Below are 22468 nucleotides of genomic sequence, written 5' to 3' on the forward strand. Positions count from 1 at the left end.
CGCCCCTTGCATCACGCCGCTTCATCACATGGGCGGCACGTCGAGCGCGCGGAAGATGGCGCAGCGGCGGAAGATCTCGATGGAGGGCGGCACGTTCTTCTGCGAGCAGAATTTCGAGACCAGCTTGGCGAGCCCCTTGATGTCGCGCCCGGAAGTGTCCGGGAACTGGGTCACCAGCATGTCGATGAGGCCCGGCTCCAGATCCAGCGCGAACTGCTCGGCCATCACGCCCCAGATCTTGCGGCGATCATCGGCGCTGGGCGAGTGGTATTTGATGAGGGCGATGCAGCGCGAGACAATGGCCTCGTCGATATCGTCCACCCTGTTGGTGGTGAGGAACAGCAGGCCGTTGAAATATTCCAGCACCCGCAGGAACACGCCCACCACCGCATTCATGGTGAGATTGTCCTGCCGCCGCTTGATATAGACGTCGGCCTCGTCGATCAGCATCACTGCCCCCCAGCGCTGGGCGCGGGTGAGCGCGTCCTTTAGCGCCGTCTCCATGGTGGCGACGTCGAGGCCAAGCTGGCCCGAATGCACCCGGTAGAGCGGCCGCTGGATGATCTCTGAATAGACCTCGGCGGTGAGCGTCTTGCCGACGCCGGGCGGGCCGGCGCACATCACCGTGGTACCTCCGGACTTGCCCTCGACAATGTCCGCCATGAGCGTGTTCATCTCGGCGGTGAGAATGTCGATGAGGTCGGTCTGCTCCGGCGGCAAAACCAGCTTCTGCTTCAGTTCCGGATGGTATTGATAGGGCTTGATGTCATCCACATGCACCCACACGTGGTGATGCAGTTCCAGGTGGAACATCAGGATCAGCGGGTGCACCGGCATTTCGGTGAAGGCCCCCTTGGGGATGCGCGACTTGGCGTTCTTCAGGGCCTCGTCCACCGCCATGTCGAAGCAATTCTGCTTCTCCGCCTTCTTCACCAGCTTGTCGAGGAAGAAGCCGGAGGTTTCCGCCCCCAGCACCCGGTCGCCCAGCAGTTCCTCGTCATTGACGAGGCGCGCCGCCGAGCCGGTGGAGGACAACACGATGACCGACTTGCGCGCCCAATCGGTATCGCGGCGGTTGGCGGTGGGATCCTCGGCGAAGATGCCGGTACCGGTGGCGGAGAATTGCTGGCCGTAGCGGCTGCGCCAATCGAAATAGAGCACCATCTCCTGGTCAAATGACTTCAGGAGCGCCTCGTCCTCCATCAGCCAGCCCTTGGCGGCCAAAGTGCCGAGGATGGTGAGCCCGCGCAGATCCTTGGAGCGGATCAGCAGGTTCTCCACATGGGTCTTGCCGCGGTTGTTGGCCTTGAGCTCGATGATGACGCGCCCCGCCTCCTCGTCCCCCGGCGGGGTATAATCGAGACGGGTGACGAGATAGGGCTCCGGCTTGCCGCCGGGGTTCATGCGGAACAGCCAGCCGCGAATGCAGTGGTCCACCAGGAAGATGGCCAGCGCGCCGGCCAGCTCTTCCAGATCGTCGGGGGCGAATTTCGGCCCGTCGTCCTGGAACACCCTCACCAGATTGGAAAGCTGCTCCTCCTGGCCGCGAATGACCGTGCCGCCGGTCTTCAACACCAAATCGTGCAGATGGGCGAGGGCATCGGGTTTCAAGGTGTCGAGCCCCACCTCCACCCGGTTGGAAAAGCGCGGCTGCGCCAGGAGGTGGGCCTGATCGGGAAAGGTGTCCACCAGGGATTCGATCACCAGCCGTTCGACGATCAGTTTCATGGATCACCCCATAGTCGCAAGCGATGTCCGGGCCCGGACAATTTGTCGGTCCCGCCACAGGGCGCGACGGCTTCAACCGCCGGGCTGCGCGGACCGCCGCACCGCAGCAAGAAGCGGGCCGCTCTTGATCTCGATCAAATTCACGGGCAAGAGCGCCGCCGGAACAGGTGCCGCCGGCCCGCTGCCTTGCGTCGGCGGCCTTGCCACGGCGGCGCGCCGGCCTATAGTCCGCGCCGGTTTTCCCTTTCCTCAGACGCTTCGAGAGACCTGATGGCGCGTGACGTGAAGAAGGTGGTGCTGGCCTATTCCGGCGGGCTCGACACCTCCGTGATCCTGAAATGGCTGCAGACCACCTACAATTGCGAGGTGATCACCTTCACCGCCGATCTCGGCCAGGGTGAGGAGCTGGAGCCGGCGCGCAAGAAGGCCGAGCTTCTGGGCATCAAGCCCGGGAACATCTTCATCGAGGACGTGCGCGAGGAATTCGTCTCGCAATATGTATTCCCCATGTTCCGCGCCAATGCGGTCTATGAGGGTCTGTACCTGCTCGGCACCTCCATCGCCCGCCCGCTGATCGCCAAGAAGCAGATCGAGATCGCCCGCAAGATGGGGGCGGACGCGGTGTCCCACGGCGCCACCGGCAAGGGCAACGACCAGGTGCGCTTCGAGCTCGCTTATTATGCGCTGGAGCCCGAGATCACCGTCATCGCCCCCTGGCGCGAATGGGATCTCGCCTCCCGCACCCGGCTGCTGGAGTTCGCCGAGCAGCACCAGATTCCGATTTCCAAGGACAAGCGCGGCGAGGCCCCGTTCTCCGTGGACGCGAACCTCCTGCACTCCTCCTCCGAAGGCAAGGTGCTGGAAGATCCGGCCGAGGATGCGCCCGAATACGTCTACCAGCGCACCATTTCCCCGGAAGCGGCGCCGGACGAGCCCACCCTCATCACCATTTCCTTCGAGAAGGGGGATGCGGTCGCCATCAATGGCGAGGCCCTCTCCCCCGCCACGCTGCTCACCCGCCTCAATGCGCTGGGCAAGGCCAACGGCATCGGCCGGCTCGATCTCGTCGAGAACCGCTTCGTCGGCATGAAGAGCCGCGGTGTCTATGAGACCCCCGGCGGCACCATCCTGCTCGCCGCCCACCGTGGCATGGAGAGCATCACCCTTGACCGCGGCGCTGCCCACCTCAAGGACGAGCTGATGCCCCGCTATGCGGAGCTCATCTACAACGGCTTCTGGTTCTCCCCCGAGCGGGAGATGCTGCAGGCCGCCATCGACCACTCGCAGACCTATGTGACCGGTGAAGTGACCGTGAAGCTCTACAAGGGCAACGCCACCGTCATCGGCCGCAAGAGCCCCTACTCGCTCTATAACCAGGAACTGGTGACGTTCGAGGAAGGCGCGGTCGCCTATGACCACCGCGACGCGGCGGGCTTCATCAAGCTCAACGCTTTGCGCCTGCGCACCCTGGGCAACCGGGCCCGCAAGATCTCCGAGTGAGCCATGCCACCTCAGGGTGGCCGGTTCGACAACGACCCGCCGGTGCGCCCCCGCGCACCGGCTTTTTTGTGTCCGGAACATTCCGGGGTCGCAGGCGCCGCCACCCCGGATTACCCTGCGACATTGCAACCTATTTGCAAAAATGCCTCATGGACTATGATCATATTTAGAGTAATTCTAAACTGGAAATCGCGATGAAATCCCTGTTTCCCAATCGCCGCCGGTTTTCCGACCTCTCCGAACAGGAGGTGCTCGCCCTCGCCATCTCCTCCGAGGAGGACGATGCGCGGGTCTACGTCGATTATGCGGAGCACCTGCGCAAGGACTTTCCCGACACCGCGAAAGTGTTCGAGGCCATGGCCAGCCAGGAGCGCGGCCACCAGAAAGCGCTCACCCGCGACTATGAACGCCGCTTCGGCCCCCATGTGCCGCTGATCCGCCGCGAGAGCATCGCCGGCTACTATAATCGTCGGCCGGTCTGGTACGTGTGCAACCTCGGCATCGAGCGAATCCGTCAGGAAGTGGGCCTGATGGAGGATGAATCCGCCAATTTCTACCTGCACGCCAAGGAGCACGCGAAGGATCCCGAGACCCGGGCCCTGCTGCAGCGTCTCTATGGCGAGGAGACCAAGCACGAGGAGATCGCCAGCGAGCTCGCCGCCCGCTACCTGCCCGTGGACAAGAAGGAGGAGGAGAACGAGAAGGCTCGCCGCCAGTTCGTGCTCACCTGGGTGCAGCCGGGCCTTGCCGGCCTGATGGATGGCTCGGTCTCCACCCTCGCCCCCATCTTCGCCACCGCCTTCGCCACCCAGAATTCCCACACCACCTTGCTGGTGGGCCTTGCGGCGGCGGTGGGCGCCGGCATCTCCATGGGCTTCACCGAGGCGGTGCATGACGATGGCGTCATCTCCGGCCGCGGCTCGCCCATCAAGCGCGGCATCGCCTCCGGCACCATGACGGCGCTGGGCGGCCTCGGCCATGCCCTGCCCTACATCATCCCGGAATTCTGGACCGCCACCGCCATCGCCATTGCCGTGGTGTTCGTGGAATTGTGGGCCATCGCCTTCATCCAGAACCGCTACATGGAAACCCCGTTCTGGCGCTCGGTGATGCAGGTGGTGCTCGGCGGCGCCCTGGTGCTGGCCGCCGGTATCTTCATCGGCGGCAGCTAGGCGGCCAGCGGGGCGGGCGACAGATGCCCGCATGGCGCGCGTCGCCGCCCCGCTGCGCGTCTGTCCACGCTAACATGGGCGCATCCCAATGAAGGAGGCCGCCCATGTTCGCGATGGTTCTCAACCACACCGGCACCCCGCTGGTGGGCGAGACCCGGCCCGATCCGGTGCCCGGCCCAGGCGAAGTGCTGATCCAGATCACCGCCTGCGGGGTGTGCCGCACGGACCTGCATGTGGTGGATGGCGAACTGCCGGAAACCCGCCTGCCCATCATTCCCGGCCATGAGATCGTCGGCCGGGTGGCGGGGCTGGGGGCCGGCGTCTCCCACCTGAAGCTCGGCGAGCGGGTGGGAGTGGGCTGGCTCGGCCATGCCTGCGGCACCTGCCCCTATTGCGCGGCGCACGAGGAAAATCTCTGCGACACGCCGGAATTCACCGGCTGCACCCGCAACGGCGGCTTCGCCACCCACACGGTGGCGGACGCCTCCTTCACCTATCCCCTCGGCGAGATCGGCGAGGATGTGGCGCTGGCGCCGCTCCTGTGCGCCGGGCTCATCGGTTGGCGCACCCTGAAGATGGCGGGGGAAGGCCGGCGCATCGGCATCTATGGCTTCGGCGCCGCGGCCCACATCATCGCCCAGGTGGCCCGCCACCAGGGCCGCGAGATCTACGCCTTCACCCGCCCCGGCGACACCAAGGCCCAGGACTTCGCCAGAAGCCTCGGCGCCATCTATGCCGGCCCTTCCGACGCGCCAGCGCCCGTGCCGCTGGACGCAGCCCTGATCTTCGCCCCCGCCGGCGAGCTGGTGCCGCAGGCCCTCCGGGCGGTGCGGAAGGGCGGCCGGGTGGTGTGCGGCGGCATCCATATGAGCGACATCCCCTCCTTTCCCTATCGCTGGCTGTGGGAGGAGCGGAAAATTATGTCGGTGGCCAACCTCACCCGCGAGGATGCCCACGAATTCCTGGCCCTGGCGCCCCAGGTGGGCGTCACCACCCATGTAACGCCCTATCCCCTCACCAAGGCCAACGAAGCGCTGGACGATTTGCGTACCGGCCGCCTCACCGGCGCCGCGGTGCTGGTGCCGGAGCACTGATCCGCCCAACGAAAAAGGCCGGCGCCCTGGAGCGCCGGCCTTTCGTGTTCGCAATACGCCTCAGCGCTCCATCACATAGGTGCCCGGCGCCGGGCAGATGGGGGCGAAGCCGGGGGCACCGATGGGTGGCAAAGAGAAGCGCCCCGGCGCGGAATGGGCGGTGAGCCACTCTTCCCAGGCCGGCCACCACGAGCCCTCGATGGGGGCATTGGCCTCCACCCACTCGTCGGGACCGAGATGCAGTTCGCCGAGCTTGGTGTCGTGGATGCGATAATGACGGTGCTTGTGGCCGGGCTCGCTGACAATGCCGGCATTGTGCCCGCCGGAAGTGAGCACGAAGGTCACGTCGGTGTCGGTCAATTGGTGGATCTTGTAGACCGACTTCCACGGCGCCACGTGGTCGCGCTCGGTGCCCACCACGAACAGCGGCACCCGCAGGTTCAGCAGCGACACCGGCCGCCCGTCCACCTGGTAGCGACCCGCGGCCAGATCGTTGTCAAGAAACAGCTTGCGCAGATAATCCGAATGCATGCGGTAGGGCATGCGGGTGGCATCGGCGTTCCAGGCCATGAGATCGTTCATGGGCGTGCGCTCGCCCATCAGATATTCATGCACCATGCGCGACCACACGAGATCGTTGGAGCGCAGCATCTGGAACGCCCCGGCCATCTGCCCGGCGGACAGGTAGCCCTGGTTCCACATCATGCTTTCCAGCACGTAGAGCTCGCTCGGATCGACAAACAACTGCAGCTCGCCCGGCTCGCTGAAATCGGTCTGGGCGGCGAACAGGGTCACCGAGGCGAGGCGGTCGTCATTGGCGCGGGCCATGGCGGCGGCGGCCACCGACAGGATAGTGCCGCCCAGGCAATAGCCCACCGCGTGGATCTTGCGGCCGGGCACCACCGCCCCCACCGCATCGAGCGCCGCCATCACCCCCAGCCGGCGATAATCATCGAAGCCGAGGTCACGGTCCTCCTCCCACACATTGCGCCAGGAGATGCAGAACACCGTGTGCCCCTTCTCCACCAGATAGCGCACCAGGGAATTGTGGGGCGACAGATCAAGAATGTAATATTTCATGATCCAGGCCGGCACGATCAGCACCGGCTCGGCGGCCACGTCCGCCGTGGTGGCGCGATACTGGATCACCTCGATCAGGTGGTTGCGGAAGATCACCTCGCCCGGGGTCACCGCCACGTTCTTGCCGGGCGCATAGGCCTCGGCTCCGGGCGGCGGCTGGTTGGTGGCCTTGCGGGCCATGTCATCGAGGAAATTGCGCCAGCCCTGCACGAAGTTCATGCCGTGGGTCTCGCGCGTCCGCCGCACCACTTCCGGATTGGTGAAGGGGTTGTTGGAGGGCGAGAACATATCGAGCAGCTGGCGCGCCACGAAGGCCACCACCGCCTCATTGTGCGGATCGACACCGGGGACGTCATGGGTGGCATTGTGCCACCACTGCTGGTTCAGCAGGAACGCCTGCGACCATAGGCAATAGGGCCAGGCCTGCCATTCCGGCGCCCGGAAGCGATCATCGCCCGCCAGCGGCGTGATGCAGGGCTGGGCCTCGCGATCGAGGGCGGCAGCCAGCACGCCGGTGCCGAAGCGGGCCATCTTGCGGGCCGCCTTCACCGCCAGTTCCGCCCGCTTTCCAGGCGCGGCGGACAGGTGCATCCACCAGTCCAGGAACGCCAAGGTAAGCGCCGTGGGCGAGAAGCCGGACGTGAGGTGGGCCACATAAGCGGCAGCCGCGCGATCCACCGCGCGCAAGGCCTCCTGGCCGCTGCCCCGGTCGAAATCGCTGTCGTCCACCCGGCTCAGGCTCGCCAGCGCTTCCGCCAGCAGTTGGCCGGGATGGGCCAAAGACAGAGCCGAGGTCTGCGCCGCGGCAGCGGCCGGCGCCGCGGCAGGGGTCTGAACCGCCGGCAGTTTCGGCTCGGGCGCCAGTTCCGGCGCGGCAGCCACCGTCTCGGAGGGACGGGCGACGGGAGTTTCCACGGACATCGGTCTTCCTGCCTTTCGGGCGCCGCGCCCTTCCGGGTCTGGCGCCGGTCAACACCGCGCCAGCCGCAATCCCGGAACACGAGCGACCACCAATCGAACCCCATGCTACCGCAACCGCGGATCATGGCGAAACAATGTGAGGGCGCACCGAGAACCGGCAAGATGGCGTCATGTCTTGCGCCCGGCGCGGTTCCGCAGGGGTGCGCTCACTCGTCGCGGTCCACCGGCTCCAGCTCGGCATCCGCCACATCGGCGCGTCGACCGGTGCCGGGGTGAAGATCGGAGAATTTGCGCTCGAACGCGGCCGGCGCCCGGTGGAAGAGCGCCCGGTGCTGGCGCACCGCCTCCCGCTTCAGGCGCTTCTGCAGGCGGGCCATGCTCAGCTCCAGCCGGTCCAGGGTGCTCGGCGGCAAGACGGACGCCGCCCGCAGCATGGGCCGCAGGGTCTCCACGTCCTGATACGCTCCGAGCACGTCGCGCAGCCGCTGCGCCCGGCCAGCCCGCTTGGCGCCGCGCCCGCCGAACTGGCTGGCGATGAAGCTCATCTGGTAGCGATGGGTCACCACGCGCTTGCGCGCCTCATGCATGGCGGTCGGTGACGTCAGGCGCGTGCGACGGGCGGCGCCATAGGCGGCGGCGAGCCCGGCCGCCAGATCGGCCTGATCGGCATGGGCTTCCAGCTTCTCTTCCAGATGGGTCCGCGTCTCGGTCACGAAGCGTTCGAGATCACTACGCAGGTGCGCGGCTTCCGACACCTCACTGCCGTCGGAAGCCAGCGCCGCCCGCGCCTCCTTCAGATCGCAGGCAAGGCACAGGCCGGCGACGTCCAGAAGGTCCAGCGCCTCCTGGGCGGTGGCGCGATTGCGCGCGGCAGCCAGTCCACGCGCCACCGCGGCGGCGGCATGACGGGCGGCGCGCGCCGCCGCCCCATCCACCAGGCGCAGCAACGCGCGATATTCCTTGATCGCCTTGCGGGCGTCGTGAACCATCTCCACCGGATCGGAATCGGCCGCCGCCCGCGCGACCTTGTCCAGCGTGCGATGCAGCGCCGCCGCCAACGGCGCCCGCGCCGCAGGGTCAGCGGAGACCGGAGCGGGCGGCGCCGCGCTCATCTGCGGTGCGGACACGGGATCAGCTCGGCTCGGGTCGGGGCGATGCATCATCAGGACATCCATCCAGCGGGCGACAAATACGATCGGGCCATTCTCGGCCAACGCACGCCGACGACAGCGGTTCCTCACCCGAAGAGCGAAGGCGAAGGTGTCGCAGGCGCGGTGGCGCGAAAGCCCGCCGGTTCGCTTACACCGGGCACATCTCCATTGGATGAACCCGACCGGGATACCGCAGCCCTGTGCCAATCACCCGCCTTCTAGGCGCGTGCCGGAATACGCCAGCTCTTGAGCACGGTGGAGGCCAGCACCGCCGCCGCCACCGCCTTGAGCAGATCGCCGGGCAGGAACACGGCTGAGCCGATCAAGGCCTGCTGCAGGCTGATGCCCGCCACCAGCGCCAGCGCTGGCACGCCACAAAGATAGATGACACCCACCCCGCCGACCACCGCCGCGAGAATGGCCGACACCAGCGCCGGCAGACGCAGGCGCTGCGCCAGCCAGCCGGTGACGAAGGCGCCGGGAATGAAGCCCAGGAAGAACCCCACCGTGGGCCCCGCCAGCACGCCCAGGCCGCCGCGGCCGCCGCTGAGGAGTGGCGCGCCCAGCAGCACCACCAGCGCAAACAGGGCGCAGGCCGCGGCGCCGCCGCGCGCCCCCAGCAACAGCCCCGCCAGCATCACGCCGAGGGTCTGCGCGCTCACCGGCACCCCCGCGGCGATGGGCAGAAACACCGGCGGCACGAACCCCAGCGCGCCGATCAGCGCGGCCACCAGAGCGATGCGAACAAGGGCCCGCGTTTCCATGCTCAATCCTCTCTCGTCTCTTGTCTTGTCTGTTGCCGCACCACGGGCCTCATGCCCTGCCCCGCCTCTCCCGGCACCCGCCCGGTCGCGGCGAAGCCGCGGGCCTCCAGCGCTTCGGCCACCTGATCGGCACTGCGCAAGGCGCCCGAGAAGAAGGCGCCGACCAGCGCCAACCCCACGCGCCGGCTGCTGCGGGCGCGCCAGGCCTCCTCGCGGGCCCGCCAGTTCGCCAGCAGCACCGGCACGAAGCGGATGACCAGCGCCACCGCCAGGGAGAGCCGCCGGCTCTCGAAGCCGAAGCGCTCGAACGGCCGCAACACCACCGTCAGCGCATCCATCATATCCTGCAGGCGGGTAGACAGGGTGACGAGATCCGCCAGCAGCACCATCAGCGCGATGCGCAGCACGCTGGTGGCCGCCACGCTCCACGAGGCGGCCCAGATCTGCAGCGCGGCAATGGCCGCCAGCAACGGCGCCAGCACCAGCCATTGCCGCAACCGCGCTACCCCGCGCCGGCCGAAGCTGGCATAGACCAGGATGACCGCCGCCAGCGCCAGCACCAGCACCAGCGGCGACTCCACCGGCAGCAGCACCAGTGACAGCAGCGCGAGGCCGATCAGCTTCACCCCCGCCGGCAGCCGGTGCAGGGGGCTGCGCAGGTCGAGATAGCCGCCGATCATCCGCCCGCTCCCCCCGCGCGCGGTGGCGCCACGGCGAGGCCGGCCTTCAGGCGGGCGTGTGCCTCATAGAGCGGCAGCACCACCTGCGGCGGACCATCCGCCGCCACCTCCCCGCCGCGCAGCCACAGCAGGCGATCGAAGCCGGTGAACAGGCTGAGATCATGGCTGGCCATGATCACCTGCTGATCCAGCCCGGCGATCCGCGCGCACAGAGCCAGCCGTGTGGGCAGATCCAGCGCCGAGAACGGCTCGTCGAGCAGCAGCAGGCGCGGCCCGGCCGCCAGCGCGGCGAGGATGCAGACCAGCTGCTTCTGGCCTTCCGACAGTTCGTCCACCGCCCGCTCGCCCCAGCCGGCACAGCCGTGGTCGGCCAGCAGGCGCTCGGTGAGATCCGCGGCCGCCGCCTTGCTGAAGCCCTGCTCGCGCGGGCCGAAGGCGATCTCCTCCCGCACCGTGGGGAAGATGATCTGATGATCCACATTCTGGAAGACGAACCCCACCTGTGCCGGCAGCTGCCGGCGATGGCCGCGGGTTTCCAGGCCCGCCACCTCCACCCGCCCCTTGTCGGGCAGCAGCAGGCCGTTCAGCAGCCGCAGCAGGGTGCTCTTGCCCGCCCCATTGTCCCCCACCAGGCCGATGCGGCGCTCGGTGAGGGCCAGGGTGAGGCCGGAGAACACCACGCGGGCGCCGCGCGTCACCTCCACATCGGCAAGGCGAACGCCAGCGCCGGCTGCGGGCGCATCGGAACGAGAGGAAGCGAACAACGGTGTCAGTCCCTTCAGTGTCTGGCTTCGATGTAACGGATCCTTCCGCCGCGCAAGTGTTCAGGCTCGCTCCCGCACCATGGCGTCGGCGGATCAGCCACGCTATCAGAAGAAACTCCATCGCCGGCCCACGGGCCCGGCGCGCCCGGGAGGCGGTGCCATGATTGAGAATCCTGCCCTATCCGGCCCGGCATGGCCGCCCGCGTCACCCATCGGTCCTAAGGTGGCCGGCGTGGCCGCGCGCCGGCCGGAACCGGTAGCCTTGGACGGGCGCCATGTGCGCGTGGTGCCGTTCGCCCCGGAGCGCCACGCCGCCGACCTTTTCGCGGGCTCACATGGGCCAGAGAAGGCGGCACTCTGGGCCTATCTGACTCCCGAGCCGTTCGCCAACCTCGAAGCCTTCACCGAATATTACGCGCGCGCGGCGGCCGCGTCCGACCCCCTGCTGTTCGCCATCGAGGACAGGCGGGATGGCCGGGCGGTGGGGCATGCCAGCTACATGCGCATCGAGCCGGGGCATCGGGTGATGGAGGTGGGCAACATCCTGTTCACGCCGCAGCTCCAGCATCGGCCCGGCGGCACCGAGGCCATGTATCTGATGGCGCGGCACGCCTTCGAGACCCTGGGGTTTCGTCGCTATGAATGGAAGTGCAATGCCCTCAACACCCCCTCCCGTCGAGCCGCCGAGCGGCTCGGCTTCACCTTCGAGGGCATCTTTCGCCAGCATATGATCGTCAAGGGCCGCAACCGGGATACCGCCTGGTACGCACTGCTGGACGGCGACTGGCCACGGGCGCGGGCGGCGCTCGAAGCCTGGCTCGCCCCGGAGAATTTCGATGCGGACGGCCGCCAGCGCCGGCGGCTTGAGGACCTGCGGGCGGCGCTTTAGGCGCGCGCCCTTCAGGCCGCCGAGGCGAAGCCGTCCTCACGCACCAGCAGGGCGGAGACGGCGGCCCGCAGATCCGGCAGCAGGCGACGATACCCCACCCGCCGCGCCTGGGGATCGGCCTGGCGCGCGACATCCTCGAAATGCCAGGTCCGCAGCCGCATCAGATGCATCCAGGGCAGCCGCCGGGCGGCGCGGTGCGCCTCGTCCACCAGCGTCACCACCAGATCCACCCGCGGCGCCCCCGACAGCGCGAACAGTTCCACCGGCTTGGAGGACAGGCCATCGGCCGGAATATGCGCGTGGTGCAGGGCCTCCAGCGCCGCCCCATCCACCGGCGCCGGAGTGCCCACCGCCGCGCTGAAGGCCCTCACCCGAGCCGACACGTGCATGGCCACCGCTTCAGCCATCAGGCTCAAGCCGGCATTGTCACGGCAGACGAACAGAATGGACGGCCGCGCGATCATCACGCTCGCTCCCCTCACCAAGAGCCGAATCACAAAGAACGGGTGATTCGGTTGGCGCGGACCATAAGAGCGGGCCCCGACGCGAACATGACAATGCCGTCGCAGCCCTTGGCCCGGACCACGCCCGAACCAGCGGAACCACCGCGAACACCTTGCCGCTGCAGGGTTTTAGCCGCGGCATATGCGGCCCGGCCACACCGTCATCGGCGGTTCCCACGAACCATTGAGCTTGCGTTAACCATTCTGAAATTGATGCGCGAGATCAATGAGATGCTGGCGGGCGCCAACATAGGCCGACATGGAACAGGGCCGACATGGACTGCACGTTGAATCTTCGCCGGCGCTCAGATGTGGAGGCAGAAATGGCGAAGAGTGAAGTCACGAGCGCGGAGGTGGCCAAGATCGCCGCCAAGGCGCTCAAGGACCCCGGCAGCATCACCCATGAGGACATCAAGACGCTCGCCGCCTCTTGCCTCACCCAAGTCGCCGACAAGCCCAAGGCCGCGACGAGCAAGGCGACCGCCAAGCCCGCGAAAGTGAAGGCTGCGGCCAAAGCTCCGGCCACCAAGCCCCCCGCGACAAAGACGGCCGCGCCGGCGAAGGCCACCGAGCCTGTGGCGACGCCGGCCGTCAAGGCGGCCCCCCAAAAGGCGGCGGCCAAGACCGCGACCAAGCCCGCGGCCAAGCTCGCAACCAAGCTCGCAACCAATCCGGTCGCTGAAAAGCCGGTGAAGGCGCCGGTGAAGGCAGTGGCCAAAGCTGCTCCGAAAACGGCGGCGGCGCCGATGGTGAAGGCCGCCAGCGCCAAGAGCGCTACGCAGAGCGGGACGAAGGGAAAGGCAAAGGCCGCATCGCAGTCCGCGCCGGCGCCCACCACCAACACCAAAGCCTCCGCCGCCAAAGCCAGCGCGGCGAAGGCCAGCGCGGCGAAGACTTTCGCCTCTCCCAAGGGCACGGCACCCAAGACGGTCCCGCCAAAGGCGACTGCGCCGAAGAGCACGCCCAAGGCTGCAGCGTCTAAGCCGGCCGCCTCTCAGGCCACTGCGCCGGTGACAGAGCCCGTAGCTGCACCGAAGGCCGCCGGGAAGGCTGCTGCCGCGAAGCCCGCGACCGCCAAGGCTACGACCGCCAAGGCTACGACGGCCAAGGCTGCGACGGCCAAGGCCAAGGCGCCGACCACCAAGACCGTCGCGCCCAAGGCGCCGGCGACAAAGACCTCCGCCCCGAAGGCTTCTGCGCCCAAGACCCCTGCGCCCAAGACCCCTGCGCCCAACCCCGCTGTGGTCGAGGCAGCAGCGCCGGAAGCCGTGGCCAGCGCCCCGGCCGCGCCCAAGGCGCCGGCGAAGAGCGCTGCCAAAGCCGCGCCGAAGACCACCCCGAAGACCGTGACAAAGACGGCGACCAAGACCTCTGCCAAGACAGCGACCAAAGGCCCAGTCAAGGCGCCCGCCAAAGCGCCCGCCAAGGCGAAGGCCGCGAAGTCCTGATCGGTCGAACCGCTATGTGAAAAGGGCCCTCCCGCTGCAGGCGGGAGGGCCCTTTGTCATGATCGGGACCGCTCGCCTGTCACAGCGGCGGCAGCGGGCCGGCGCGTCCGACGTTGAAGATCTGCACCCGGCGATTGATGGCGGCGTCGGGATGCTGGGTATCCTGCAGTGCCTCCTCGCCGAGCCCCACCGCCTGGATCCGCCGCGGATCCACCCGGAAGGTGGTGGTCAGGGCGCTGGCGATGGCATCGGCCCGCTCCTGGCTCAGCTTCATGTTATAGGCCCGGGTGCCGGTGGCGTCGGTGTTGCCGACCACCAGGAACCTGTAGCCGAGCAACACCGGATTGTGCATGGCGTCAGCGATGGCGCCGAGGGTGCGGTAGGACGATGGCTTCACCATCGCCGAGTTCAGTTCGAACTCGATCTCCACGTTCACCTGGGCCAGTTGATCCAGCTGCAGGGCCAACGGCGGCCGGCTCTGCGGCGGTCCTTCATACTGCATATGGGCCTCGGCGAGGCCGCGCAGGGCTTCCGCCGAAACGCCCGGCACATCGTCCACCGAGCTGGAGAGCCCCTGGACGATCTCGGCGTTAGGCGTGAACACCTGGGCCATGGCCGGCGTGCCGGCGGCCAACAGCAGCGCGCTGGCGGCCACCGCGGCAGCCAGGGCATCGGCCATCGATCCTGCAAACGATCCTGCAAACGACTTGGCTGTCATGGATCCTGCCTCCCGCTTGGTTCCGGCGCGCATCAGCGATACCCCGCATTGGTCAGGCCGGCCTCGCAGGCCTGGCTCACCACCTTCGAGGCCTCCAGCAGGCAGGAGACGATATTGCCGTCGCCGGGCTGGACGCCCGGGCAGAATTCGGCGCGGTCGCGATCGCACAGCCGGTGCACGGCCTGCTGCGCCGCGGCGCGTGCCTCGGTCATCATGCGGATGGATTCGTGATTGGCCGCGCAGTTCGGCGCCAGCTTCGCCTGGTTGGCCGCCAGGCACTGGCTGATGGCGCCATTGCCGAGATTGACCCCGCGGCAATGCCGCATGATGTCCTCGCCACAATGCTGCGCCAGCTGGCCGGCCGCCTCCGCATAGCTCACGGTCTGCGCCTGCGCCACTGCCGGCAGCAGCAACAGCGCGCCCAGGACAAGTCCTGAAAATCTCATATGTTTCTCCCACCCCCTGGCCGGCGTGCGGCCACCCTGACGTTTGATCATGCCGTTACGGAGCAGGTCAACGCGAACAGGGGTGGGTGGGGTGCCGAAAATTGCTATGCGGATCGCGAGTAGGTCTGCGCCTCGATCTCGTCGCCCGCCGCCCCCACCACACCGAGGGGATCGGCGGCGAGCTCGAGGTCCGCCGGGTTCACCGGCCCGGCGCCCACCGGTGTGGCAGGCGCCGTGTCCGAGGCTTGCGCCGCGCGGGGACGCAGCAGCAGATGGCCGGCCAGCGCCACCAGCGCCGCCGCCGGCAGCAGCGTGCACAGGGCCGCGAGCGGTGACGCGAACAGCAGCGAGACCGCCGTTCCCAGAAAGCCGCCACCAATCTGCATGAAGCCCATCAAGGCGGAGGCGGCGCCGGCGATCTGCGCGAAATTGGCAAGGGCGGACGTGGTGCAGCCCGGCATCACCATGGCGACGCCGCACGCCCACAGGCCGATGGGAGCCATCACCGTCAGGGTGGAGAGCGGCAGCACCCGCGGACCGACGCCGAGCCCCACCGCGCCACACAGAATCAGGGTGAGGCCAATGGGCACGAGTGCGGCCGCGCTCATGCGCTTCAGCAGCTGGCCGGCAATCAGCGTGCCGCACAGGAAGGAGCCGGTCTGCGCCAGCATGGCGAGACCGAACTCGGTGGGGGTGAGGCCCACCCCCTGGATCAGCACGAAGGGCACCAGGGCGGACAGGGTATAAAGGCCACCAAGGCCGCCGCCCAGCACCAGGCTCGCCCGCATGAAGGAGCGGTCACCCAGCAGCCGCGCATAGCTGCGGGCGATGCCCACGGGCGAAGCGAGCGAAGCATCCCGCGCGATATTGGTCTCCGGCACGAAAAAGACAAGCAGACCCAGCAGGATCACGCCATAGGCGGCCATCACCACGAAGATCATGTGCCAGCCGGCGGCGCCGAGAATGACGCCCCCGAGGGTGGGCGACACCGCCGGGCCGATGGCCAGCATGGTGCCGATGAGGTTCATGATGCGGGCCGAGACCTGGCCGGTATATTGATCGCGCACCAGCGCCCGCGACACGGCGATGCCGGCGGCGCACCCCACCCCTTGCAGGGCCCGGCCGGTGACCAGCCACGACATGCTGGGCGCCCAGGTGGCCGCCAGCGAGCCGAGCACGTAGATGCTGAAGAAGCCCAGCGCCACCGGCCGCCGCCCGAAGGCATCGGACAGCGGCCCACAGGCCAGCTGAGAAAACGCATAGCCGAGGAAGAACACCGTCAAGGTGAGCTTCACAGCCGCCGGGGTGGTCTCGAACGCCGAGACCAGTGCCGGCATGGCAGGGGTGTACATGGCGAGGCTGATGGGGCCGAGCATCACCATGAGCGCCCCGAGCACGGCCACCCGAAGTTCCGACATCATCGGCGCGGGACGGCCTGCGGTCGTGGTTCCGGACAGCTCAGCGCGGCTCATTCTTCGCTCTTGCTCCCGTCATCCCGGGCGCCCTCCTCCCGACAGCGTGCGAGGTTGGCACGCACTTGGATGAGAAAGGCGCGCAGCTGCGCCTGGTCGGCGTCGGAAAACCCGGCCAGGGCCTCGGCCCGCGCGGCGGTCGCGGCGGCCAGCACCCCTTCGAGATAAGGCTGCGCCGCATCGGTCAGGCGCACGATCTTGGCGCGCCGATCGGTGGCATCGGTCTCCCGCACCACCAGGCCCAGCCGCTCCAGCCCATCGAGGAAGCCCACCAGGGTCATGGGTTCCACATTCATCTTCACCGCCAGCGCGTTCTGCCGGAGGCCCGAATGCTCGTTCACATAGGCAAGGGTGCGCGCTTCCCCCGCGGTGAGGCCGAGCCCGGCCTGGGTGAAGGCGCGGTCGATGCGCGCGCGGTAGAGCCGCGCCGCATCGACGATGAGGAATCCGATGGGAGTTTCAGCCATTTCAAAACAAACCTTATAATAAGGTGACCTTACAAACAAGCGTCTCCATGAGCACGCCCCCCGCAATGCCCGCGATGGGGCGCGATGGTTTGCACGGCGCGTTCCAGGGCCTATGTCTGGGCCGAACCGCCGGCAGCGATCCCGCCGCCGGCCCGTGGAGATCCCCATGCCCTGGTCCTTGACCATTGGACGCCTCGGCGAGACCGCCATCCGCATCCATGTCACCTTCCTGCTGTTCCTGGTGTGGATCTGGGCTGCCTATTACCGCATGGGGGGCGCCGATGCCGCCTGGCAGGGGGTGCTGTTCGTCGCCCTGCTGTTCGCCTGCGTGCTGCTGCACGAGCTCGGCCACGTGTTCGCCGCCCGCCATTACGGCGTGAAGACCCCGGACATCACCCTCTGGCCGTTCGGCGGCATCGCCAGCCTGGAGCGCATGCCGGAGAAGCCCTCCGAGGAGCTGGTGGTGGCCATCGCCGGGCCGCTGGTGAACGTGGCCATCGCCGCGGTGCTGCTGTTGATCCTCGGTGCCGGCTTCAAGGTGGACGACCTGTCGAAGATCGAGGATCCCGGCACCTCCATGCTGGTGAAGCTCGCCGGCGCCAACATCTTCCTGGTGGTGTTCAACCTCATCCCCGCCTTCCCCATGGATGGCGGCCGGGTGCTGCGGGCGCTGCTGGCCATGAACATGGGCTTTGGCCGGGCCACCGCCATGGCCGCCTCCATCGGCCAGGCGATCGCCATCGGCCTCGGGCTGCTGGGCATCTTCACCAATCCCATGCTGATGATCATCGGCGTGTTCGTGTTCCTCGCCGCTTCCGGCGAGGCCGGCCAGGTGCAGCTCAAGGAAGCGTCGCGCGGGCTCAGCGTCGCCGACGCCATGATCACCCATTTTGAGACCCTGGGCCCCACCGCCACGGTGGACGATGCGGCCGATGCCCTCATCCGCTCCACCCAGAAGGAATTCCCCATCGTCGATGGCGGCGGCCACCTGCGCGGCGTGCTGACCCGCGACGCCATGATCCACGCCATGAAGGACGAGGGCCCGCAGACCCCGGTGATCCAGGTGATGCAGAAGGACGTGCCCACGGTGGAGGCTCGCGCCCGGCTCGATTCGGCGCTGAAGCTCATCACCACCGCCCAGGTGCCAGCGGTGGGGGTGGTGGATGGCGACGGCCGCCTCGTCGGCCTGCTCACCCCGGAGAATGTGGGCGAGCTGATGATGATCCATGCCGCCCGCCCCGAGCGCGGCCCCAACCTGTTCCGCCGCGCCGGCTGAGGCGCGGCGCCACCGTCACATGCGCTCGGCGACCATGAAATAGTTCACGTCGAGATCGGCCGAGAGGCTGAAGGTGCGGCTGAGCGGATGATAGACCAGCCCCGCCTTCTCGGTGGGGGCGAAGCCGGCGGCGGCAAGTGTCGCCTCCAGCTCGTCCGGGGTGATGAACTTCTCCCAGCGATGGGTGCCCGGCGCCAGCCAGCGCAGCACATATTCGGCGCCGACGATGGCGAGGGCGAAGCTCTTGGCCGTGCGGTTGAGGGTGGAGAGGATGAGCAGGCCTCCCTCATCCACCAGCTGGCCGGCGGTGCGCACGAACAGGCTCACGTCGGCCACGTGCTCCACCACCTCCAGCGCCACCACCACGTTGAAGCGGGCGCCGCGGGCCGCCAGCTCTTCCGCCGTCGAGGGCAGATATTCGATGTCGAGGCCGGACGCGCGGCCGTGGGCGCGGGCCACCTCGATATTGCCGGGGGCGGGATCGATGCCCGTCACCTGCGCGCCCATGCGGGCCAGCGGCTCGCTGAGCAGCCCGCCGCCGCAGCCGATGTCCAGCACGCGAAGCCCGCCGAGCGGCCGCAGCGCCTTCTCATCGCGGCCGAAGTGCCGCACCAGGGCGCCGCGCAGGAAGGCGAGGCGGAAGGGATTCATGGCGTGGAGCGGGGCCATCTTGCCCTTCTCGTTCCACCACTCCTCGCCGAGCGCGTCGAAGCGGGCGACCTCTTCGGGATCCACCGTGGCCTGGGACAGCGACATGGCAACCTCCTTCCCCCATCTGGGGCACGGGTGAGCTTTAAGCAGCCCGGCGGCCGCCCACAAGAGCGCAGAACGAAGCGCGATCCCGTGCCGCGCCGCGATTCGCGCGCGCTTTGTCGCCGTTTCGTTCCCGGCGATGACGCGCTGCACCTTTCGCCCTCGCGTCGGCGACCCAATATGGTACAGATCCCCTCTCACTGCGGATCGAACCTGACGCCGATGGATGACATCACCCAATGGGCCGTATTGCCGCGCACCGTGCGTGCGCGGGGGGTGAGCGCGGTCCTCGGCCCCACCAATACCGGCAAGACCCACCTCGCCATCGAGCGCATGCTCGGCCATGAGAGCGGCATCATCGGCCTGCCGCTGCGCCTGCTCGCCCGCGAGGTGTACCAGCGCATCGTCGAGAAGGTGGGGTCGGACAAGGTTGCCCTCGTCACCGGCGAGGAGAAGATCAAGCCCAAGCATCCGCGCTACTGGGTCTCCACCGTGGAGGCCATGCCGCGCGACCTCGACGTGTCGTTCGTCGCCATCGACGAAATCCAGCTCGCCACCGATCTCGACCGCGGCCATGTCTTCACCGACCGCCTGCTGAACCGGCGCGGCCGCCACGAGACCCTGCTGCTCGGCTCCGCCATCATGCGGCCTTTGATCGAGAAGCTGCTGCCGGGCGTCAATGTGATGATGCGCCCGCGCCTGTCGACCCTCTCCTTTGCCGGCGAGAAGAAGATCTCGCGGCTGCCCCGGCGCTCGGCCATCGTCGCCTTCTCGGCGGAGGAGGTGTACGCCATCGCCGAGTTCATCCGCCGCCAGCGGGGTGGCGCGGCGGTGGTCATGGGGGCGCTCTCGCCCCGCACCCGCAATGCCCAGGTGGAGCTCTACCAGTCCGGCGACGTGGATTATCTGGTGGCCACCGACGCCATCGGCATGGGCCTCAATCTGGACGTGGACCATGTGGCCTTCGCCTCGGACCGCAAGTTCGACGGCTGGCAGTTCCGCCGCCTCAACCCGTCCGAGATGGCGCAGATCGCCGGCCGCGCCGGCCGCGCGCTGCGCGATGGCACCTTCGGCACCACCGGGCGATGCGCCCCCCTCGACGAGGAACTGGTGGCGCAATTAGAGGAGCATGCGTTCGACACCGCCAAGGTGTTGCAATGGCGCAACTCCCGTCCGGACTTCAGGACCATTTCCGCGCTGCTGGCCGCACTGTCGCAACCCCCGCGCGAAGAGGGATTGACCCGAGCCCCCACCGCCGACGACGTGGCGGTGCTGGAAATCATGAGCCGTGACACGGAGGTGGCGCGGCGCGTGACCTCCCCGGCCCAGGTGGAACGCCTGTGGGAGGTGTGCCAGGTCCCCGATTATCGCAAGGTGTCGCCCGGAGCCCATGCGGAGCTCGTGGGCACCCTGTTCGGGCATGTGGAAGGGGGGGGTTTCATCCCCGATGACTGGTTCAAACGTCAAATCGCCTTGACCGATCGCCAAGAAGGCGACATCGACACGTTGTCGAGCCGGATCGCGCAGGTGAGGACTCTCACCTACGTGGCCAACCGGCCCGACTGGCTCAAGGATCCGGAGCACTGGCAAGGCGTCACGAGAGGGGTCGAGGACAAGCTGTCCGATGCACTGCACGAAAGGCTGGCTCAGCGTTTCGTGGATCGGCGGACCAGCGTGCTCATGCGACGCCTGCGAGAGAAAAAGATGCTCGAAACTGAAATCAGCAAGACCGGCGACGTCACCGTCGAAGGACATGTCATCGGCCATCTCCACGGCTTCCAGTTCCAGGCGGAACCGACCGCCGGCGGAGAAGAGGCCAAGGCGCTACGCACCGCCGCCCAGCAGGCGCTGGCCGGCGAGATCGAAGCGCGCGCCCAGCGTCTGGCCCAGGCCGTGGATGAAGCCTTCGTGCTCACCATCGACGGCACCATCCGCTGGACCGGCGAGGCGGTGGCCAAGCTCATTCCCGGCGACGAGGTCCTGAAGCCCCGCTTCAAGATCATCGCCGACGAGCACCTGACCGGGGCTGCCCGCGACCAGGTGGATGCCCGCATCACCCTGTGGCTCGCAGCCCATGTGGACAAGCTGCTCGGCCCGCTCCTGAAGCTGCAGGCCGCCGAGGACATCACCGGCATCGCCCGCGGCATCGCCTTCCAGATCGTCGAATCACTCGGCGTGCTGGAGCGCGCCCGCGTCGCCGAGGACATGAAGAGCCTCGACCAGACCGCCCGCGCCACCCTGCGCGGCTATGGCGTGCGATTCGGCGCCCACCACATCTACCTGCCGGCGCTGCTGAAGCCCGCCCCCCGCTCGCTGGCGGTGGAGCTCTACGCCCTCAAGCATGGCGGCCTCGCCCAGAAGGGCCTTGACGAATTGCCGCACCTGGCCGCGTCGGGCCGCACCTCCATACCCGTGGATCACGAGATCCAGAAGGGCCTCTACCGGGCCGTCGGCTTCCGCGTGTGCGGCGAGCGGGCGGTGCGCGTGGACATTCTGGAGCGCCTTGCCGACCTCATCCGCCCGGCGCTGGACTGGCGCCCGAGCTCTCCCGGCCCCAAGCCGGCCGGTGCCGTGGATGGCCGCGGCTTCTCCGTCACCGTCGGCATGACGTCGCTGGCGGGCTGCTCGGGAGAGGATTTCGCCTCCATCCTGAAATCCCTGGGCTATCGCATGGAACGCCGCCCGGCGCCGCCGCCGGAAGAAGCGGCGCCCACCGCCGCACCGGCGGAGCTTGTGCCGGCTCCGGAAGGCGCCATCGAGGCGGACCTGCTGTTCGAGACCCCGGCCGAGGCGCCCGACACCGAGGCCGCTTCGGAACCGGCAACTGAAGTGGATGCCCCGGCGCAGGACACCGCGCAGGGCACCACCCCGGCCGAGCCCCCGATTGAAATCGCCCAGGTGGACGACACCCAGGTGGACGACACCCAGTTGGAAGAGGCTCGGGTGGAGGCGGATGCCGCGACCGAGGGCGTCGAGCATGCCAAGACCGAGGACCTGGTGGAAACCGAGGTCGCGGTGGAGGCCCTGGACGCCAGCGGAGACCCCACCGCCGCCGAAGTGGCGGCTGAGGTGGAGACCCCCGCCGCTCCCGGTGGTCCCGAAGTGGTGGAAGGCGAGCCCGCCGAGCCGGAGATGATCGAGGTGTGGCGTCCCGGCCGGCCGCCGGGCGCGCCCCGTCGCGACCGGCCCCATGGCCAGCGTGGCGAGGGCCAGCGCGGCGAGGGCCAGCGTGGCGAAGGTCAGCGTTTCGGTGGCAAGGACGGGCACCGTCGTGGTGAGCGCCGTGGCGAGGGCGGGCATCGCCGCGCCGAAAACGCGCCAGCCGCCGATGCCGGCGCCGCCGAAGGCGAGCGCGCGCCGCGGCCGCCGCGCGGGGAACGCCCGCCGCGCGGCCCGCGGGAGGACAACCGGCCGCCGCGCAACGAGCATCGCCCCGCCCACCAGGAACGCCGGCGCGACAAGCCGATGGATCCCGATAGCCCGTTCGCCGCGCTCGCCGCCCTCAAGGCGCGCATGGAGACGGAGAAGAAGGGCAAGTAGGATCCCCTAAGGATCCCATGAGGGTTCGCGTCCCGCGGCCCTCGACATCAACGGACCGGAGCCCCACGCAGGTGGGCTCCGGCCGCTTTGCGCGGGGAACAG

Annotated in this window: 19 protein-coding genes; 7 read left to right on the top strand and 12 right to left on the bottom strand. The window is 68.3% G+C overall.

What is annotated here, in order from left to right; all coding sequences use genetic code 11:
- Window positions 1-24: 24 nt before the first annotated feature.
- Window positions 25-1728, bottom strand: a complete 1704-nt coding sequence (locus MEU52_RS05540) for an AAA family ATPase (protein WP_238119326.1) — start codon at window positions 1726-1728, stop codon at window positions 25-27.
- Window positions 1729-1998: 270 nt separating this feature from the next.
- Here MEU52_RS05540 and MEU52_RS05545 point away from each other — a divergent pair, with 270 nt between their 5' ends.
- From MEU52_RS05545 to MEU52_RS05555, 3 genes are all read left to right on the top strand, one after another.
- Window positions 1999-3228, top strand: coding sequence for an argininosuccinate synthase (locus MEU52_RS05545; RefSeq protein ID WP_238119324.1), 1230 nt, complete (start codon window positions 1999-2001; stop codon window positions 3226-3228).
- Between the two features lie 194 nt (window positions 3229-3422).
- Window positions 3423-4400, top strand: a complete 978-nt coding sequence (gene mbfA, locus MEU52_RS05550; protein ID WP_238119322.1) for an iron exporter MbfA — start codon at window positions 3423-3425, stop codon at window positions 4398-4400.
- A gap of 104 nt (window positions 4401-4504) precedes the next feature.
- Window positions 4505-5494, top strand: coding sequence for a zinc-dependent alcohol dehydrogenase family protein (locus tag MEU52_RS05555; protein WP_238119320.1), 990 nt, complete (start codon window positions 4505-4507; stop codon window positions 5492-5494).
- A gap of 60 nt (window positions 5495-5554) precedes the next feature.
- On the opposite strand, the gene MEU52_RS05560 is transcribed toward MEU52_RS05555, so the two are convergent.
- From MEU52_RS05560 to MEU52_RS05580, 5 genes are all read right to left on the bottom strand, one after another.
- Window positions 5555-7495 (bottom strand): PHA/PHB synthase family protein, encoded by a 1941-nt coding sequence (locus MEU52_RS05560; RefSeq protein WP_238119318.1) that lies wholly within the window; start codon window positions 7493-7495, stop codon window positions 5555-5557.
- Between the two features lie 206 nt (window positions 7496-7701).
- Window positions 7702-8658 carry a CHAD domain-containing protein gene (locus MEU52_RS05565; protein ID WP_238119316.1) on the bottom strand — a complete coding sequence of 319 codons (957 nt, stop codon included), beginning with the start codon at window positions 8656-8658 and terminating at the stop codon, window positions 7702-7704.
- Window positions 8659-8864: 206 nt separating this feature from the next.
- Complete coding sequence (locus tag MEU52_RS05570; RefSeq protein ID WP_238119307.1) at window positions 8865-9410, bottom strand: biotin transporter BioY; 546 nt, start codon at window positions 9408-9410, stop codon at window positions 8865-8867.
- Between the two features lie 2 nt (window positions 9411-9412).
- A complete protein-coding gene (locus MEU52_RS05575) occupies window positions 9413-10090 on the bottom strand; it encodes an energy-coupling factor transporter transmembrane component T family protein (RefSeq protein WP_238119298.1) in 678 nt (225 codons plus the stop codon).
- Window positions 10087-10854: an energy-coupling factor ABC transporter ATP-binding protein gene (locus MEU52_RS05580; RefSeq protein ID WP_238119288.1), complete on the bottom strand. Its 768-nt coding sequence runs from the start codon at window positions 10852-10854 to the stop codon at window positions 10087-10089. The genes MEU52_RS05575 and MEU52_RS05580 overlap by 4 nt, the downstream gene beginning before the upstream one ends.
- 160 nt (window positions 10855-11014) lie before the next feature.
- Between MEU52_RS05580 and MEU52_RS05585 the strand changes: the two genes are divergently transcribed.
- Window positions 11015-11743, top strand: a complete 729-nt coding sequence (locus MEU52_RS05585) for a GNAT family N-acetyltransferase (protein ID WP_238119286.1) — start codon at window positions 11015-11017, stop codon at window positions 11741-11743.
- 11 nt (window positions 11744-11754) lie between these two features.
- Here MEU52_RS05585 and MEU52_RS05590 read toward each other — a convergent pair whose 3' ends face one another.
- The gene (locus MEU52_RS05590; protein WP_238119284.1) at window positions 11755-12207 is read right to left on the bottom strand and encodes an arsenate-mycothiol transferase ArsC; all 453 of its coding nucleotides are present in this window, start codon (window positions 12205-12207) and stop codon (window positions 11755-11757) included.
- 362 nt (window positions 12208-12569) lie between these two features.
- On the opposite strand from MEU52_RS05590, the gene MEU52_RS05595 reads away from it, so the two are divergent.
- Complete coding sequence (locus MEU52_RS05595; protein WP_238125003.1) at window positions 12570-13694, top strand: hypothetical protein; 1125 nt, start codon at window positions 12570-12572, stop codon at window positions 13692-13694.
- A 79-nt stretch (window positions 13695-13773) separates the two neighbouring features.
- Here MEU52_RS05595 and MEU52_RS05600 read toward each other — a convergent pair whose 3' ends face one another.
- The 4 genes from MEU52_RS05600 to MEU52_RS05615 all read right to left on the bottom strand — a co-directional run bounded on the left by MEU52_RS05600 (window position 13774) and on the right by MEU52_RS05615 (window position 16797).
- Complete coding sequence (locus MEU52_RS05600; RefSeq protein ID WP_238119280.1) at window positions 13774-14373, bottom strand: OmpA family protein; 600 nt, start codon at window positions 14371-14373, stop codon at window positions 13774-13776.
- A 71-nt stretch (window positions 14374-14444) separates the two neighbouring features.
- Complete coding sequence (locus MEU52_RS05605) at window positions 14445-14858, bottom strand: hypothetical protein (protein ID WP_238119278.1); 414 nt, start codon at window positions 14856-14858, stop codon at window positions 14445-14447.
- Window positions 14859-14962: 104 nt separating this feature from the next.
- Window positions 14963-16330, bottom strand: a complete 1368-nt coding sequence (locus MEU52_RS05610; RefSeq protein ID WP_238119276.1) for a multidrug effflux MFS transporter — start codon at window positions 16328-16330, stop codon at window positions 14963-14965.
- Window positions 16327-16797, bottom strand: coding sequence for a MarR family winged helix-turn-helix transcriptional regulator (locus MEU52_RS05615; RefSeq protein WP_238119274.1), 471 nt, complete (start codon window positions 16795-16797; stop codon window positions 16327-16329). Before MEU52_RS05615 ends, MEU52_RS05610 begins: the two co-directional genes overlap by 4 nt.
- 166 nt (window positions 16798-16963) lie before the next feature.
- On the opposite strand from MEU52_RS05615, the gene MEU52_RS05620 reads away from it, so the two are divergent.
- Window positions 16964-18073, top strand: coding sequence for a site-2 protease family protein (locus MEU52_RS05620; RefSeq protein WP_238119265.1), 1110 nt, complete (start codon window positions 16964-16966; stop codon window positions 18071-18073).
- 15 nt (window positions 18074-18088) lie between these two features.
- On the opposite strand, the gene ubiG is transcribed toward MEU52_RS05620, so the two are convergent.
- Window positions 18089-18829 carry a bifunctional 2-polyprenyl-6-hydroxyphenol methylase/3-demethylubiquinol 3-O-methyltransferase UbiG gene (ubiG, locus tag MEU52_RS05625; RefSeq protein WP_238119263.1) on the bottom strand — a complete coding sequence of 247 codons (741 nt, stop codon included), beginning with the start codon at window positions 18827-18829 and terminating at the stop codon, window positions 18089-18091.
- Window positions 18830-19048: 219 nt separating this feature from the next.
- On the opposite strand from ubiG, the gene MEU52_RS05630 reads away from it, so the two are divergent.
- The gene (locus MEU52_RS05630; protein WP_238119235.1) at window positions 19049-22366 is read left to right on the top strand and encodes a helicase-related protein; all 3318 of its coding nucleotides are present in this window, start codon (window positions 19049-19051) and stop codon (window positions 22364-22366) included.
- Window positions 22367-22468: the final 102 nt, after the last annotated feature.

The sequence above is a fragment of the Xanthobacter sp. NM-25 genome, from assembly GCF_022138605.1.
GTDB lineage: Bacteria > Pseudomonadota > Alphaproteobacteria > Rhizobiales > Xanthobacteraceae > Xanthobacter.